General features: G+C 60.8%; 13 protein-coding genes. 8 read left to right on the top strand and 5 right to left on the bottom strand.

Annotation, left to right across the window (positions count from 1 at the left end):
* Positions 1-148: 148 nt before the first annotated feature.
* The 6 genes from purB to CLU94_RS15330 all read left to right on the top strand — a co-directional run bounded on the left by purB (position 149) and on the right by CLU94_RS15330 (position 6,519).
* Positions 149-1,528, top strand: coding sequence for an adenylosuccinate lyase (purB, locus tag CLU94_RS15355; RefSeq protein ID WP_099666232.1), 1,380 nt, complete (start codon positions 149-151; stop codon positions 1,526-1,528).
* A gap of 186 nt (positions 1,529-1,714) precedes the next feature.
* Positions 1,715-2,239: a cytochrome b gene (locus CLU94_RS15350; RefSeq protein WP_046684510.1), complete on the top strand. Its 525-nt coding sequence runs from the start codon at positions 1,715-1,717 to the stop codon at positions 2,237-2,239.
* Positions 2,240-2,342: 103 nt separating this feature from the next.
* A complete protein-coding gene (locus CLU94_RS15345) occupies positions 2,343-2,897 on the top strand; it encodes a YceI family protein (protein WP_034778891.1) in 555 nt (184 codons plus the stop codon).
* 143 nt (positions 2,898-3,040) lie between these two features.
* Positions 3,041-3,616 carry a YceI family protein gene (locus CLU94_RS15340; protein ID WP_077408818.1) on the top strand — a complete coding sequence of 192 codons (576 nt, stop codon included), beginning with the start codon at positions 3,041-3,043 and terminating at the stop codon, positions 3,614-3,616.
* A 173-nt stretch (positions 3,617-3,789) separates the two neighbouring features.
* A complete protein-coding gene (locus tag CLU94_RS15335) occupies positions 3,790-4,059 on the top strand; it encodes a GlsB/YeaQ/YmgE family stress response membrane protein (RefSeq protein ID WP_071075198.1) in 270 nt (89 codons plus the stop codon).
* 306 nt (positions 4,060-4,365) lie between these two features.
* Entirely contained in the window at positions 4,366-6,519 is a 2,154-nt protein-coding gene (locus CLU94_RS15330) for a S46 family peptidase (RefSeq protein WP_099666231.1), read from the top strand.
* A gap of 68 nt (positions 6,520-6,587) precedes the next feature.
* On the opposite strand, the gene CLU94_RS15325 is transcribed toward CLU94_RS15330, so the two are convergent.
* Entirely contained in the window at positions 6,588-7,169 is a 582-nt protein-coding gene (locus tag CLU94_RS15325; protein WP_099666230.1) for a hypothetical protein, read from the bottom strand.
* A 148-nt stretch (positions 7,170-7,317) separates the two neighbouring features.
* On the opposite strand from CLU94_RS15325, the gene CLU94_RS15320 reads away from it, so the two are divergent.
* Positions 7,318-9,006 carry a M14 family zinc carboxypeptidase gene (locus CLU94_RS15320; RefSeq protein WP_099666229.1) on the top strand — a complete coding sequence of 563 codons (1,689 nt, stop codon included), beginning with the start codon at positions 7,318-7,320 and terminating at the stop codon, positions 9,004-9,006.
* A gap of 90 nt (positions 9,007-9,096) precedes the next feature.
* The gene (locus CLU94_RS15315) at positions 9,097-11,247 is read left to right on the top strand and encodes an FUSC family protein (RefSeq protein ID WP_099666228.1); all 2,151 of its coding nucleotides are present in this window, start codon (positions 9,097-9,099) and stop codon (positions 11,245-11,247) included.
* Between the two features lie 11 nt (positions 11,248-11,258).
* On the opposite strand, the gene CLU94_RS15310 is transcribed toward CLU94_RS15315, so the two are convergent.
* From CLU94_RS15310 to CLU94_RS15295, 4 genes are all read right to left on the bottom strand, one after another.
* Complete coding sequence (locus CLU94_RS15310; RefSeq protein ID WP_257218823.1) at positions 11,259-13,208, bottom strand: S9 family peptidase; 1,950 nt, start codon at positions 13,206-13,208, stop codon at positions 11,259-11,261.
* 67 nt (positions 13,209-13,275) lie between these two features.
* Positions 13,276-14,748 (bottom strand): amino acid permease, encoded by a 1,473-nt coding sequence (locus CLU94_RS15305; protein WP_099666227.1) that lies wholly within the window; start codon positions 14,746-14,748, stop codon positions 13,276-13,278.
* A gap of 454 nt (positions 14,749-15,202) precedes the next feature.
* Complete coding sequence (locus CLU94_RS15300) at positions 15,203-16,633, bottom strand: amino acid permease (protein ID WP_099666226.1); 1,431 nt, start codon at positions 16,631-16,633, stop codon at positions 15,203-15,205.
* Between the two features lie 116 nt (positions 16,634-16,749).
* Entirely contained in the window at positions 16,750-17,208 is a 459-nt protein-coding gene (locus CLU94_RS15295) for a RidA family protein (protein WP_076571881.1), read from the bottom strand.
* Positions 17,209-17,258: the final 50 nt, after the last annotated feature.

The raw sequence follows: 17,258 nt of genomic DNA, 5'->3' as shown, positions 1-17,258 counted from the left end.
CGTGCCGGCGGCCAACGGACGGCTGGCCAGCGGCCAGCGGTGGTAAAATCGCCCTTTACTGTGGCGCCGTCAGTGTTGCTGTATTGCAATAGCCCTGCCCTCCCCGCGCGCCACACGCCAACCGTTTCTTTAACTTGCGTCCGCTCTCATGACTTCTACTACTCCGTATTCCACGCTGTCGGCCCTGTCTCCGCTCGATGGCCGCTACGCCAGCAAGACCGATCTGCTGCGCCCGATCCTGTCCGAAGCCGGTTTCATGCACCACCGCGTGAAAGTGGAAATCTCCTGGCTGCAAGCGCTGTCGCAAGCCGGTTTCGCCGAAATCAAGCCTTTTTCGGCCGAAGCGAGCGCCCTGCTCGACAAGATGGCAGCCGACTTCTCGGAAGCCGACGCGGCCCGCATCAAGGCCATCGAAGCGGTCACCAACCATGACGTCAAGGCCGTCGAGTACTGGCTGAAGGAACAAGTGGCGGACGTGCCGGAACTGGTGGCGGCGTCGGAATTCATCCATTTCGCCTGCACCTCGGAAGACATCAACAACACTTCGCACGGCATGATGCTGAAAGCCGCGCGCGACGGCGTGATGCTGCCGGCCCTGCAAAGCTTGGTGACCAGGCTGACGCAAATCGCGCACGACAATGCGGACGTGCCGATGCTGTCGCGCACGCACGGCCAGACGGCCAGCCCGACCACCCTGGGCAAGGAATTTGCCAACGTCGTGGCCCGCCTGCAGCGCGCCGTGAAACGCATCGAGCAAGTGGAAATCCTCGGCAAGATGAATGGCGCCGTCGGCAACTACAACGCCCACCTGTCCGCCTACCCCGGCTTCGACTGGCCGGCATTCTCGCAGGCCGTCATCGAACAGCGCCTGGGCCTGGTCTTCAACCCGTACACCATCCAGATCGAGCCGCACGACTACATGGCTGAACTGTTCGACGCCTTCGCGCGCGCCAACACGATCTTGCTGGACCTGAACCGCGACATCTGGACGTACGTGTCGCTGGGCTACTTCAAGCAAAAACTGAAAGCGGGCGAAATCGGTTCCTCGACCATGCCGCACAAGGTCAACCCGATCGACTTCGAAAACTCGGAAGGCAACCTGGGCCTGGCCAACGCCGTGCTGAAACACCTGTCGGAAAAACTGCCCGTCTCGCGCATGCAGCGCGACCTGACCGATTCGACCGTGCTGCGCAATATCGGCGTGGGCCTCGGTTACACCCTGCTGGCCTATGACAGCTGCCTGCGCGGCCTGAACAAGCTGGAAGTGAACCATGCGCGCCTGGCGCAAGACCTGGACGCGACGTGGGAAGTGCTGGCCGAGCCCGTGCAAACCGTGATGCGCCGCTATGGCATCGAAAACCCGTACGAGCAGCTGAAAGAGCTGACGCGCGGCAAGGGCATCTCGAAAGAAGCGCTGCAAACCTTCGTCAATGGCCTGGCCATTCCGCAGGATGCCAAGGACGTGCTCCTGACCATGACGCCGGCTAACTACATCGGTATCGCCGCGCAATTGGCCAAAGCCATCTAAGCAGTTTCCACATGGGGATCTTCACGATCCCACTCCCGCGGGGCGGCCAGCACACAAATGCTGCCCGCCCCGCGGTTTTTCCGGCAATCTTTCTTGTAGAATCTGCAGCACGCAGCGCAATTTGCTTTTCTTTGGTATATTAGGCCGAATTAGTCCTAACACGTACTACTTTCAAGAAAGCCGTCGATGCAACGCTACACCACCACCGCCATCATCCTGCACTGGCTGACCGCCCTGCTGATCATCAGCGCCTTCGTCATGGGCCTGGTCATGGTCGATATTCCCGGCCTGACGCCCACCAAGCTCAAATATTTCTCGTGGCATAAGTGGCTGGGCGTGACCGTGCTGGCTATCGCCGCCATCCGCCTGTTGTGGCGCAAGGCCAATGTGCCGCCACCGCACCCTGCCAGCATGGTGGCCTGGCAAAAGAAGGCGGCCGACGCCATGCACGTGCTGCTGTATATCCTGATCTTCGCCGTGCCCGTCTCCGGCTACCTGTACACCCTGGCCGCCGGCGTTCCCGTGGTCTACCTGGGCCTGTTCCAGCTGCCCGTCATCATGGCGCCGAACCCGGAACTTAAGCCGCTTTTAAAAGAGATTCATTATGTTCTGAACATGACGATGGCCGCCGCCGTGGCCGCCCATGTGCTGGCGGCGCTGAAGCACCAGTTCATCGACCGCGATGGCGTACTGAAGCGCATGCTGCCATAGGAACGTCGAACCAAACCTGCTGCGCGTCGCGATTTGCGGTTTTGTCCGGCGTTCCAAGCCCTTCTTAATCTGCTTTGCTCACTGAAACTCCAGGAAAAATAAGATGAAAACCACCCAACGCATCGTCCTCGCTTCCCTGCTGGGCCTGTCCGTGGCCGCCACTGCCGCCACCCTGCTGAAAGTCGATCCCGCCAAGACCAGCGTGTCGGCCGTGTTCAAGCAAATGAACGTGCCCGTGGAAGCGAAGTTCAAGAAATTCAATATCGCCATCGATTACAACCCGGCCACGCCGGATGCGTCGAAAGCATCGGTGGAAATCGAGACGGCCAGCATCGATATCGGCGACCCGGAATACAACAAGGAAGTGGCCAAGAAAGAATGGTTCAACGCGGCCCAGTTCCCGAAAGCCACCTTCGTCTCGAGCAGCATCAAGGCCGCTGGCGCGGGCAAGCTGACGGTCAGCGGCAAGCTGAGCATCAAAGGCAAGACCACCGACGTGACCTTCCCCCTGACGGTGAAAGCCGACGGCGGCAAATATGCGTTCGACGGCGCCCTGCCGATCAAGCGCCTGACCTACAACATCGGCGAAGGCGAGTGGAAAGACACGAGCATGGTTGCCGACGAGGTCACCATCAAGTTCCACGTCGCCGCGCAGTAACACCTGAGAAAACGTCCATGGCTGCGTTGCTCTTGCCTCGTCGTACTATTCCGTACTGCCTTCGGCAAGGCGCCTTGCCCTGAACGTTTTTCAACCGCTACTGATTAAAATCACACCACCAACCGATTCTTTTTAGGATATTGATGAAACTTAAGCACTTGATGATCGCCGTGCTGGCAGCCGCCGGCGCGGGTTCGGCCATGGCCGCTACCGACACCTACAACCTCGACCCGACGCACACCTTCCCCAGCTTCGAAGCCGATCACATGGGCATGTCCGTGTGGCGTGGCAAGTTCAACAAGACCAAGGGGACGGTCACCCTGGACCGCGCCGCCAAGGCGGGCAGCCTGGACCTCGTCATTGATGCCGATTCGATCGACTTCGGCCTGGACGCCATGAACACGCACGCGAAGAAAGCGGACATGTTCAACGTCGAGAAATTCCCTGAAATCACCTACAAGAGCAAGTCGCTCAAGTTCAACGGCGAGCAACTGGTGGAAGTCGATGGCGAACTGACCCTGCTGGGCGTGACCAAGCCCGTCAAGTTGAACGTGAGCAAGTTCAAGTGCATCATGCACCCGCGCTACAAGCGTGAAGTGTGCGGTGCCGATGCCACGGCAGAATTCAAGCGCAGCGACTTTGGCTTGAACTACGGCATGCCGGCGTTCTCGCCGGAAGTCAAGCTGGCCATCCAGGTGGAAGCCATCAAGGCCGATTAAACACGACCTTGCCGCATGACAAGCCCGCCTCGCTGCCCGCAGCCAGGCGGGCTTTTGCATGCGCCATGCGAATCCGCTGGACTTTTCTATCGTGCGGCATCAGTATCAATTTGCCATGACGTGCAGGCCGCACCGCTCTGGCACAACCACTCATCCATCGCGCGGAGGATTACATGAATTTCATTATCTGGATCGTTATTGGCGGTGTCATCGGCTGGCTGGCCAGCATGGTCATGAAAACGGATGCGCAACAGGGCATCTTCCTCAATATCGTCGTCGGTATCGTCGGCGCCTTCCTGGGCGGCTGGCTGCTGGCGCCCCTGTTCGGCACGGGTACCATCAACAGCGACAATTTCAGCCTGTCTTCGCTGCTCGTCTCGTTCCTGGGCGCCGTGATCCTGCTGGGCATCGTGAATCTTTTGCGCCGCGGCAAAATACGCTAAGCAGACCAAAAGCAGCACATCCGCAAATGGCCGGGCCGCGCAGGCGCCTGGCCATTTTTATTGCTGCCAGGACAATTGTATGGACAATACCACAGCCGAGGTACGGGAAAATGCCCGCTGGCAGCCGCTTTCTCCCCCTGCAATGTCGAAAATAGTGCCATTTAAACAAGCAACCACAAACATGCCGCCGGGAAAATGTGATTGACTAGTGCGAGTTCGGTGCGGATACTCTAGGTCGCCCGCTGAGAAAAAACACTGGGTACACGTTGGTTCCGACTTCCCTTCATGTAAAAGACTAGAACTCGAATGAAAAAATCTTTAATCGCGCTCGCTATCCTGAGCAACTTCGCACACGCCGACGAAGGCATGTGGATGCCCCAACAGCTGCCACAAGTAGCCAAGGAACTGAAAGCGGCCGGACTGAAACTCGATCCGACCACCCTGACCAAACTGACCGAGTTCCCGATGGGCGCCATCGTCAGCCTGGGCGGTTGCTCGGCCTCGTTCGTCTCGCCGCAAGGCCTGGTTGCCACCAACCACCATTGCGTCTACAACAGCGTGGCGGTCAATTCGACCAAAGAGCGCGATTTGCTGGCCAACGGTTTCCTGGCCAAGACGTTCGCTGAAGAATTGCCGGCCGCCCCAGGCAGCCGCATCTTCGTCACCTCCGCCGTGACCAATGTCAGCGACAAGATCATCACCGCCGACGTGGCCAAGCTGCAAGGCAAGGCACGCATCGACGCGATCGAGAAAAACCAGAAGAAACTGGTCGCCGAATGCGAAAAAGAAGCGGGTTTCCGCTGCACCGTGTCGAGCTACTACGGCGGCCTGGAGTTCTACCTGATCAAGCAACTGGAAATCCGCGACGTGCGCCTGGTGCACGCGCCTCCGGCCGGCGTGGGCAAGTTCGGCGGCGACACCGACAACTGGATGTGGCCACGCCACACGGGCGACTACGGTTTCTACCGCGCCTACGTCAGCAAAGACGGCAAAGCTGCCGACTTCAGCAAGGACAACGTGCCATACCAGCCAAAACACGTGCTGAAACTGGCCAAGGATGGCTTGAAAGAAGGCGATTTCGTCATGGCGCTGGGCTACCCTGGCCGCACCAACCGTCACCGCCTGCCATCGGAAGTGGCGTTCACGTTTGACTGGAACTACCCGGCCTTCGTGAAAGCGTCGGGCGAAACCCTGGCCATCATCGCGCGCGAAACCAAGGACAACAAGGATGTTGCCCTGAAATACGCGGGCCAGGTGGCTGGCGTGAACAATTACTACAAGAACCGCCAAGGCATGCTCGATTCGTACGCGGGCAGCGACTTCCTGGCACGCAAGACGGCAGAACATGAAGCCCTGAAAACCTGGGTCAACGCGAATGCTGCCCGCAAGGCGGAATTTGCCGGCGACATCGAGCAAGTGGAAAAGCTGATCGCCGAGCGCGATGCCGACACCAAGCGCGATTTCTTCCTGGGCTACGCACAGCCACGCCTGCTGAACACGGCACGCAGCCTGTACCGCCTGTCCAACGAAAGCACCAAGGCCGACACGGAACGCAAGTCCGGCTACCAGTCGCGCGACTTGCCACGCCTGGAAGCGGGCATCACGTCGGTCGAGCGCACCTACGATGAAAAAGTCGACAAGGCGCTGGTACTGAACAGCCTGGCCAAGTACGCCGCGCAACCGGCAGCACAGCGCCGCGCCAGCTTTGACGCCGCCATCGGCATCAAGGACGGCATGTCGCCAGCCGACCTGTCCGCCGCCCTGGACAAACTGTATGCGGGCAGCAAGCTGGCCGACAAGGCCGAGCGCGCAGCATGGCTGAAACGCACGCCAGCCGAATTCCAGGCCAGCAAGGACAGCTTCATCCAGGCAGCCGTCGCCATGTATCCGGATTCGCTGAAAAACGAAGCGGAAGACGAAGAACTGGCAGGCAAGATCCAGCAAGCCTACGCCAACTACATGAAAGCAAAAATTGCCTTCATGAAGAGCAAAGGCCAAGCCGTCTATCCTGACGCCAACAGCACCCTGCGCGTCACCTTCGGCCGCGTTGCCGGCCGTGACCATGGCGCCGACGGCACCACCTGGACCGCGTTCACCACCGTCAATGGCGTCGTGGCCAAAGCCACGGGCCAGGGCGAGTTCAATGCACCGGCAAATCAACTGGCTGCGATCAAAGCCAAGGACTTCGGTAAATTCGTCGATCCGAAGCTGAAAACCGTGCCGGTCGACTACCTGGCGACCCTGGACATCACCGGCGGCAATTCCGGTTCGGCCGCGCTGAACTCGAAAGGCGAATTCATCGGCCTGGCCTTCGACGGCACCCTGGACTCGATCATTTCCGATTGGGACTACAACAAGGCCAACACCCGTTCGATCCAGGTCGACCTGCGCTACATGCTGTGGAACATGAAACACATCGACCACGCGGACAACCTGCTGAAAGAAATGGGCGCTGAATAACAAAAAGCAATAACCCGGCAACGGGCGCTTTAGCCTGAGCCACTCCTGCGGGAGTGGCTTTTTTTCGCCTAACGTTTGTTCACTTTCGCAAAACGGTAAGGCACGGCTTGCTCTGCGCCAAACACTTGCGCGCTGCCACTTCCCAGCGGCAACATGACCCGCCGGCCATCCTGCAGCAGCAAGGCCAGGTCGGCGCCGGGAAAGCGCTGCGCCAGCAGTGGATGGGCTTGCCGTTCGATGGGGGCGGCGGGAATCACGATGCGGTAGTCGCTCTCGCCAAAGTCCAGCAGCAGCGCGGGAAGCGCTTCAAGCCCCGGCAGCGCCGTGATGCGCAGGCGCGCGCTTCCCTTGACGAGCTCGAAGGCCGACCACAGGGGCAAGGTGCGCTGCGTGGCGCCGATCTGCAGCAGCGGCGCGTGGCGCGCATCCGCCGACGTCAGCACGATGTCAGGCCGCTCTTCCGGCACGGCGCCATCGATGGCCAGCAACCAGCCCCGGTAGCGTATCAACGCGCCCTGCGCGACGGCCGTGACGGACCCGCCCTGCGCCACCGGTTCCTTGCCCGCAGGCAAGCGCAATGGCGCCGCCTGCGCCGCCAGGCCTATCCCCCACACCAGCGCCGCCAGCGCTGCCATCGCCGCCTTGCCCATGCCGCCTCCCCTTGCGCGTGAAACGTATTCATAACACAAGTACGGCAACCAGCCCCTGCGGCGCCTCAAGGCAAGAGCCGGTGCTACAATTGGCCCCTAGCGGGCGTACTTACCCAGCGCGCCTTCCCCCTCCCAGACTCAGACCGCTATGCCACCAGACTTGCGCACGACCTACGAACTCGGTAACCACAACCAGACCACGACCTGGCTGGAATGCATCACCTTCTATCAAGATCTTGCCGCACGCTATCCGCAGGTGCTGCACTTCGAACAGATCGGCCTGTCCGACTCGGGCGTGCCCATCCACGCTGGCGTCGTCAGCGCGGACGGCGTGTTTGACCGCGAGCAAATCAAGCGCGCAGGCCGCACCGTGTTCTTCAACAATAACGGCATCCACCCGGGCGAACCGGAAGGCATCGACGCCTGCATGGCCATCGTGCGCGACCTCTGCACGCAGCCGGAGCGCCTGGCGGCGCTGGGCAGCACGGTATTGCTGTTCATTCCGATCTACAACGTCGATGGCAGCCTGAACCGCGCCAACACGTCGCGGGTGAACCAGGATGGCCCGGAGCAATTCGGTTTCCGCGGCAACAGCCGCCACCTGGACTTGAACCGCGATTTCATCAAGTGCGACAGCCTGAACGCGCAGGTGTTCAACCGCCTGCTGGCCAGCTGGGACCCGGACGTGATGGTCGACACGCACACGTCGAACGGCGCCGACTATCCGTACACGATGACCTTGATCCACACGCAGACGGATAAGCTGGGCAATGGCCTCGGTCCCTTCCTGCAAGACACCATGCTGCCGCACATCTTTGCGCAGATGGAACAAGCCGGCTGGCCCACCTGCCCGTATGTGAATCCCGTCAAGGACAGTCCCGACCACGGCATCGCCGAATTCCTCGAAGTGCCCCGTTTCTCGACCGGGTTTGCGGCCTTGCATCACGTCATTGGTTTCATGCCGGAAACACACATGTTGAAACCGTTTGCCGACCGCTACGCCTCCATGCGCGCCCTGCTCGACATCACCATGGCGTTCACGGTCAAACATGGCGAACAGATCAAGCAGCTGCGCGCGCAAGCGAAGGCGGCCGGCCGCACGCAAGCCGCGTGGCCGATCCACTGGACCATGAATGAAGAACAGCCGTCGACCTTCCCCTTCAAGGGCTATGCGGCGCAATACACGCCGAGTCTGCTGGGCGACTACCAGCGCCTGTCCTACGACCGCTCGCAGCCGTGGGAACGCGATATCAAGTATTACAACCGCTTCGATGCGGACGTCACCGTGGCCGCGCCGAAAGCCTATATCGTGCCGCAAGCGTGGCGCGAAGTCATCGAACGGCTGCGCTGGAACGGCGTCGAAATGCACCGCATCACCACCGAACAGACGCTAACGGCGCGCTACTACCATATCACCGACGTCGGCACGCGGGCCACGGCCTACGAAGGCCACATGTTCCACGACAATGTGGAACTGGAAACGCGCGCGGGCCAGTTCACCGTGCAGGCAGGCGATTATGTCGTCAGCCTGGACCAGGACAACGCCCGCTACGCCGTGGAAACCCTGGAGCCGCAGGCGCACGACAGCTTCTTCCGCTGGGGTTTCTTCAACAGCGTGCTGGAGAAGAAAGAAGCGTTTTCCGATTACGTGTTCGAAGACATGGCATCCGAGCTGCTGCGCGACGAGCCGGCGCTGGCCGCCAAATTCGCCGAGTGGAAAGCAGCGAATCCCGCCCTGCTGAGCAATCAGGAAGCCGTGCTGAATTTCATCTTTGCACACTGCCAGCGCTTTGCCGAGCCGGAATGGCGTAGATATCCCGTAATTGCCCTGATGTAAATCAAGGCTGTAGCGACTGCAACATCCTGGCGCCGCATCGGAGACCCCGGTGCGGCGCCTCTTTCTGTGCCCTGCCCACAAGGTAATCCCATGCACTACGCACTGAACCTGCGCACCTTTATTTACAGCCATTATTTTTACCTGGGCTTGCGCGTGGCCATCGGTCTCGTCGGCCTGGCCTTGCTGACCCAGGAAATCAGCGACAGCGCCACCGCCATGACGGTGTGCATCGGCGCCCTGTGCACGACCCTGATGGACATGCCCAGCCCGCTGCGCCACAAGTTCAATGAAATGCTCGCTTCCGTGCTGCTGTGCAGTGCCGTCACTTTGCTAATCAGCCTGTGCGGCCCCGTGCAGTGGCTGTTGATGACGGTGCTCGTGCTCGTGAGTTTCCTCGCCAGCATGATGGTGGTGTACGGCAAGAAATCCATGCCCTTGCAGCTGGCCGCCCTGTTCATCATGACCATGTCGATGGAGCACCAGATGACGTGGCAGCAATCGTTCCACCATGCGGGCCTGTTCATGCTCGGTGGCCTCATCTATCTGGCGTACGCCATGGCCATCGCCTGGGTCTTGCGCCACCGCATCAAGCAGCAAGTGCTGGCCGAAGCCCTGTTCGAACTGGCGGCCTACATCGACATCAAGGCCGATTTCTACGACACGCGTTTTAACCTGACGGAACAGTTCAACAAACTTGTGCGCCATCAAAGCATCCTGGCCGACCGCCAGCAGGCATCGCGCGACTTGATTTTGCGCAGCCACAAGAACAGCAAGGATGCTATCGTCGTGCAGGTGCACGTGTGCATGCTGGATCTGTATGAACTGATACTCTCCACACACACGGATTACGCGCTGCTGCGCCAGCACCTGGCCGACTCCGACGTGCTGAAATCCTTGCACGACCTGGCCTACAAGGCGGCGCGCGACATCGAAGCCGTGGCCTATGCCGTCACGCGCAAGCGCGCCTCGTATGCGCAGATCAGTTACGACAAGGAATGGGCCGATATCGAAGAGGAAATTGCCCGTCTGCACGCAAAAGGCGATGCTGCGCAGGAAGCGCTGGCTACCCTGCGCGCGCAGCGCAACAAGATCCGCGCCATTCTGAAAATGATCGCGGAATTGCACCTGGCCAGCCAGAAAGTGTATGACAACGTGCCGTTCTGGAGCGGTGCGGACATGGCGCCGTTCTTGTCGCAGCAGAAATACGAACTGAAAACCCTGCTGTCGAATCTGCGCCTGGACTCGCCCGTGTTCCGCTTCGCCCTGCGCGTCTCGATGGCCATCTCGGTGGGATTGCTGATCGGACACTGGCTGCCATATGCGGCGCACAGCTACTGGATAGTATTGACCATCGTCATCATCCTGCGCCCCACGTTCAGCATGACGCGCCAGCGCCGCGCCGACCGCATCATCGGCACCATCATCGGCTGCATCATCACGGCCATCGTGATCCGCTTCGTGCACAGCAATATCGTGCTGATGGCCATCCTGTTCCTCTCCATCGTGGCCACGCCCACCTTCATCTATTTGCGCTACCGCTACACGGCCATCGCCGTGAGCCTGATGATTCTGCTGCAAATGCACCTGGTGGCGCCCAGCAACCCGAACCTCGTCAGCGAGCGCCTGATCGACACCCTGATCGGCGCGGCAGTGGCGACCGTGTTCAGCTTCGTGCTGGCCAACTGGGAATACCAGAGCCTGCCACGGCTGGTGCGCCAGGTGCTGAATGTGAATGTGAGCTATATGCAGGCCAGCTTCGCGCTGCTGCAGGGGAAATGTTTCGACGACTTCGCCTACCGCATCGAGCGCAAGCGCCTGATGGACAGCCTGGCCGCACTCAGCTCGGCGCTGGTGCGCATGCTCGATGAACCGGCCAGCAAGCAGCGGGCCGTGGAAGACATCAACCTGTTCATCGTGCAAAATTATTTATTGGTCGCCCACGTGGCGGCGCTGCGCTCGATCCTGGGCCGGCATGCCAGCCAGCTGCCCGTCGCGCCCGTCAACGCCCTGCTTGGCCACAGCCATACGCAAGTGTGTCTGACCCTGTCGCGCGCGCTGGAACAGCTCGACAACCAGGCCGCCATCAGCGCCCCGCTGGCAGTGCCTGCCGCGCCGCCCGTCAGCGACGTGACCTGGTCGGGCTGGCCTCTGGTGCAGCGCCGTATCCGCTTGTTACAGGCAGATGCGGACAAGATCGTGATACATAGCGCGGCGATCGTGCATATTGTAGCGCCGCGCTAAGCCGGCGCAACTTACTTCAGATACTGCTCAAACCAGCCGATGGTGCGCTTCTGCAAGTCGCGCTGATGCTCGGGCTTGCGGAAGGAATGGCCTTCGCCATCGTAGATGAACAGGCTGGACGGCACGCCCATGGCGCGCAAGCCGTGCCAGAATTCCAGCGACTGGGCCGCCGGCGTTTCCACGTCACGCTCGCCCACGTAGATCAGGGTCGGCGTCTTGGCCGCCTTGATCGATTCGATGGGTGAAGCCTTGCGGTAGACGGCGGGATTGTCATACGCGGAGGCGCCAAAGAACGGGATCATCCACTGGTTGATGCCGTTCTGGCCGTAATAGCTGATCCAGTTCGACACGCCCGCGCCCGCCACGGCCGCCTTGAAGCGGTCGCTGTGCGTGACGCCCCACATGGTCATGAAGCCGCCATACGAATGGCCGATCAGGCCCAGGCGGTCCCCGTCGATGGGCGCCACTTTTTGCGCGGCATCAATGCCGGCCAGGATGTCGCGCCAGTCGCCGCCGCCGAAGTCGGCCATGTTGGCGCGCGTAAAGGCCTGGCCCTGGCCAAAGCTGCCGCGCGGATTGGGCAGGAAGACGAAATAACCCTTTTGCGTCAATTCATGGATCAGGGTGCTCGCTCCCACGTAACGGGGCGAAGCGGCGGCGCCCGGGCCGCCATGCACATTGACGACCATCGGGTAGCGCTTGCCTGCATCCGCCTTCAACGGCCCCAGCAGCCAGCCTTGCACCTTGTATTGCTCGTTGTTCCAGCCCACGTTCTGCACCGTCAGTTGCGGCGCAAAACCGTCATTGTCGCGCGTAATCTTTTTCAGCTGCCCCACCGGTCCCGCCACCAGGTAGCTGGCGTGCGTAAAATCTTCCTGGGCGGCAGCGGCGTGACGGCCATCGGCGCTGAACGACAGGCGGCCATCGCTACCGCTGCTGCTGAGCTCACCGAGCAGCACAGGCCGGGCCGGGCCGCTTTGCGCATCGACGGGTACCAGCGCCAGCTGCGAGTCGATCAGGGCCGTTGCCAGCAAGCCGGCGCCGCGCCAGACGACGCCATTGAACGTGCCGCGATAGTCTGGCGTGAGATTGCGCGGCGTGCCGCCGGCCAGCGGTACGGTGTAGATATCGCCGCCGATGGAGCCGAAATCGCTCATCAGGCCGCCGATGAAGACCACCGTCTTGCCGTCCGGCGAGACCGATGGCAGGTTCAGCTGCATGGACGGCGACGCGATCACGCGGAGCGCGCCCGTGGCCGCATCAATATGGCTGAGCTTGGCAACCCACCAATTGCTGTCGCCATTGCCTTGCGCGCTGGTGGCGACAAAGCCGCGGCCATCGGGCGTCCAGCTGTATTCATACACATAGGTGTCGCTGGGCGACAGCAGACGCGGCTCGCCGCCGCTGGCCGGCACGACGGCGATGCGCTGGGCATCGTCTTCGCTGCCCACTTCGCCCACCTGGCGCGCACCCGCTTCCACGGCGCCGGCCAGCTTGCGCGCGCCCACCGTCGCGAGCAGGGCCAGCTGCTTGCCATCCGGCGACCAGCGCGCCGTACTGGCCACACCTTTGATGCTCGTCAATACCTGGGCTTGCGCCTGTGTCATCGTGGCCAGGTACAGCTGCGCCGTGCCCGCCTTGGCGTCGTAGCCGACAAAAGCCAGCTGCCGGCCATCGGGCGACCAGCTGGGCTTGTCGTAGGAACACACGGCGCACGGATCGAATTGCTGCACGATGGCGCCGTTGGCGGCGTCGCGCACGACGATGACCGCGTGCGGACGCTGCGGCTGTTCGCCCGCCCTGCTCGATTCGATGGCGGCGATGCGCTGGCCGTTGGCCGACAGGGCGACGGCACGGTAATCGCGCAAGGCCGGCTCGGTGGCGGGAGCGGCCTGTGCCAGGGTACCCAGAAGGCTGCTTGCCAACAAGCCGCAAGCGGCCAGATCAGTTATTTTCATCATGTAAATTCCGGTTAGAAATAAAAAAAACCGCCGGCAAGCGCGGCGGTTTCGGAGGGAACAGACTGCATTAGCGGGCCTTCTTGCCCAGATGCGAATGCCGCATGCTGTACAGGAAGTAAATGGCTACCGTTACCGCCATCCACACACTGAACACGACAAACGTCGTATGCGGCAAATCGCGCATGATGTACAGGCAAGCGAGCACGCTGAGGCCAGGAATCACGTACGGCCCGAACGGCACGCTGAAGCCTTCGATGCGGTTCGCGCCCTGCTTGTGGCGCAGCACGGGCACGGCGATCGACACCACCATGAAGGCTGTCAAGGTACCGATGCTGACCATGTCCCACAGGTACGTGGCATCGACGGAACCGGCCACCACGGCCACCACTAGGCAAACGATGATGGTATTGCTGACCGGCACCAGGGTGCGCGGGTGGATCTTCTGGAACGACTTCGGGATCAGGCCGTCGCGGCTGACGGCAAACAGGATGCGCGTCTGGCCGTAGATCGTCACCAGGGTCACGCTGAAGACGGAAATGACGGCGCCGGCCGACAACACCAGCGCGGGCCAGGTCTTGCCCGTGACGTTTTGCAGGATCACCGCCAGGCCCGCTTCCTGGCCTTCGAACAATTTCGCCTGTTGCGCGCCCAGGGCGGCCACGGCCACCAGCAAATAAAACACGGTGACGATGAGCAAGGCGCCGAGAATGCCGCGCGGCACATTGCGCGTAGGATTTTTCACTTCGTCGCCGGCCGTCGCCACCGTATCGAGGCCGATGAAGGAGAAGAAGACGGTGCCGGCCGCCGCCGTCACGCCCGTCATGCCGGCAAAGCCCTTGCTATTGTCGGCATTGAAGAAGGGGAAGAAATTGTCGGCATTGAAGCCGGAAAACGCGATAACGATGAAAAACACGAGGATCGCCAGCTTGATGATCACCATGATGGCGTTCATCAGGGCCGATTCCTTGGCGCCGCGCAGCAGCAAAAAGCCGCACATGCAGATCAGGAAGATGGGCGGCAAGTTGATGTGGCCGGCATGAAACTCCATGCCATGCGGGCCGGAAACGATCATCGGCGTGCGCAGCATCTCGGGAATGTGCCAGCCGAAGGCATTTTCCAGGAAATTATTCAGGTAGGACGACCAGCCGATGGCCACGGCACTGCCCGCCAAGCCGTATTCGAGCAGCAGACAGGCGGCCATGATGAAGGCCAGGAACTCGCCCACGGTGGCGTAGGCAAACGAATACGAAGAGCCGGAGGCGGGAATGCGGAACGACAGCTCCGCATAGCACAGGGCCGTCAGGCCGGCCGTGATGGCGGCGATCAGGAAAGACAGGACGACCGAAGGGCCCGCCTTGGGGACGGCTTCGACCATGGTAAAGAAAATGCCCGTGCCGATGGTGGCGCCCACGCCGATCATGGTGAGGGAAAACAGGCCGATGGACCGGCTCAAGCCACTGCTGCTGAGGCCTTCACCATATTCGACCGTGGTATCGATCGGCTTGGTGCGGCAAAGTTTCTGGACCAGGGTTTGGCTCACTAGACTTCCTTTATGAGGCATACGTATTTTCGCATGACGGGTAAAAACACTTAAAAACGGCGCCCCGGCCTTAAGTAACCCCCAATAAATTCTTGTGTTTTCTAGCTTCCATAAGTGGCGCGCTGCTGCGTTGCCCATCGCTAGCAGTGCTCGCACTGCGTCGCGCCGGGCGCCTTGCATCGCATCCACTTCTGTTTGCTATAAATTCACAATAATTTCCTGGCGATTACTTACCTGGAAAAAACCGGAAAGATCGCGTCCATTTTCAAAACTAAGCGATTATAGGGCTTTCATCGGTTCAGCTAAACAGAACTTTGATGCAAGGAAACAACGCCAGGCGTGCGCCATCAAACGCGTACTGGCGCTAGTGCGGCATGGAATGGCCAATATGAAAGAAAAAGCGCGCCGCTGCAAGTGCAGGGGCGCGCTTTTGATTCAGCTCAACTAGGCTGGATTACTTCTTGCCATGCGGCACGTCGGCCGGCGGCCAGCCCGCTTCGTAGCCTTGCGGCACGTCATCGCGGCGGTCTTTCGGCGCCAGGCCCAGCGCGTAGTACAGCACCGTCAGCAGGATCAGCCAGGCCGGCCCCACCATCAGGGCGATGCGCGTATCGGGGAAATACGCCATCAGGCCGATCACCAGCGCCAGGAAAGCCAGCGAAATCCAGGAACCGTAGGGCGCGAACGGCATGCGGAAGGCCAGGTTCTTGATTTCCAGCGGCGTCAAGGTCTTGCGGAACTGGATTTGCGTGACCAAGATCACGCCCCAGGTCCAGACGGCGCCGAAGGTGGAAATCGAGGTGACCCAGATAAACACTTTTTCCGGCACCAGGTAGTTCAGCAGCACGCCCAGCAGCAGCGCGAAGACGGATACCAGGATGGCGCGGCGCGGCACGCCGCTGGCCGTCGTTTCCGCAAACGCCTTCGGCGCCTGGCCTTGCAGCGCCAGGTTGTACAGCATGCGGCCCGTGCTGAAGATACCGCCATTGCACGACGACAAGGCTGCCGTCAGCACGACGAAGTTGATGATGCCGGCGGCCGTCTTGATACCCAGGCGTTCGAACGTCATGACGAAGGGGCTGCCGGTGGTGCCGATTTCATTCCATGGGTAAATCGACAGGATGACGAACAGTGCGCCGACATAGAAGATCAGGATGCGCCAGAACACCGAATTGATGGCGTCGGGAATCGATTTCTTCGGGTTCGCCGCTTCGCCGGCCGTCAGGCCGATCATTTCCACGCCCAGGTAGGCAAACATCACCATCTGCAGCGACATCAGCACGCCCTGCGCGCCATTCGGGAAGAAGCCGCCATGCGTCCACAGGTTGGAAATGCCGATGGCCACGCCGCCATTGCCGAAACCGAAGATGATCATGCCCGTGCCGCCAACGATCATCAGGATGATGGTGACCACCTTGATCAGGGCAAACCAGAATTCGAATTCGCCGTAGGCTTTCACGGCCAGCAAATTGATCGCGCCCATGGAGCCGAGGGCCGCCAGGGCCCAGATCCAGCGCGGCACGTCGGGGAACCAGATGCCCATGTAGATGGCGACGGCGGTAATTTCCGCCACGCACGTGACCAGCCACAGGAACCAGTAGTTCCAGCCCGTCAGATAGCCTTGCAGGGGACCCAGGTAATCCTGGGCATAGCGGCTGAAGGAACCAGCCACGGGATTGTGCACGGCCATTTCGCCCAGCGCGCGCATGATCATGAAGATGACCGCGCCACCGATGATGTACGACAGCATGATGCCGGGACCGGCCATCTTGATCGCATTGCCGGAACCCAAAAACAGGCCCACGCCAATCGCGGCGCCCAGCGCCATCAGGCGAATCTGCCGCTCGCCCAGGCCGCGGTGCAAGCCTTGTTCACTCGTTTTCATTACGTGTCTCCGTTTTTTTCTTGAATACACCGATCCCTCCACCCCAATGGCGGTTCCGCTCTTGCTGGAAAGGAGGAAAAGGCGAGCCGGCGGCAAGCGCCGGCATGCTCAGCTGATCAGGCCAGTTCGGCGATCAGTTCGATCTCGACGCAAGCGCCCAGCGGGATTTGCGCCACGCCGAAGGCGGAGCGGGCGTGCTTGCCGCTGTCGCCGAAGACTTCAACGAACAGTTCCGAGGCGCCATTGGTCACCAGGTGCTGTTCCGTGAATTCGGAAGTGGAATTGACCAGGCTCATGACCTTGACGATGCGCTTGACCTTGCTCAAGTCGCCGCCGCATGCGTCTTGCAAGGTGGCGATCAGTTCGATGGCGATGCCGCGCGCGGCGATCTTGCCTTCTTCCGTGGTGACGTCCTTGCCCAGTTGACCCACCCAGACCTTGCCATCCTTCTTGGCCAGGTGGCCGGACAGGAAGACGGTGTTGCCCGTGCGGGCATGCATCACGTAAGCGGCAGCTGGTGCGGCAACGACTGGCAATTCGATGTTGAGGGCTTTGAGTTTTTCGTAAAACGACATGCTATTTCTCCAAGAAAACAATATAAGCGAAACCAAAATTCATGCACGGC

Source organism: Janthinobacterium sp. 13, assembly GCF_002749695.1.
Lineage (GTDB): Bacteria > Pseudomonadota > Gammaproteobacteria > Burkholderiales > Burkholderiaceae_D > Janthinobacterium > Janthinobacterium kumbetense.
The sequence above is the reverse complement of the archived record's forward strand: the minus strand, read 5'-3'. Positions and strand labels throughout refer to the sequence as shown.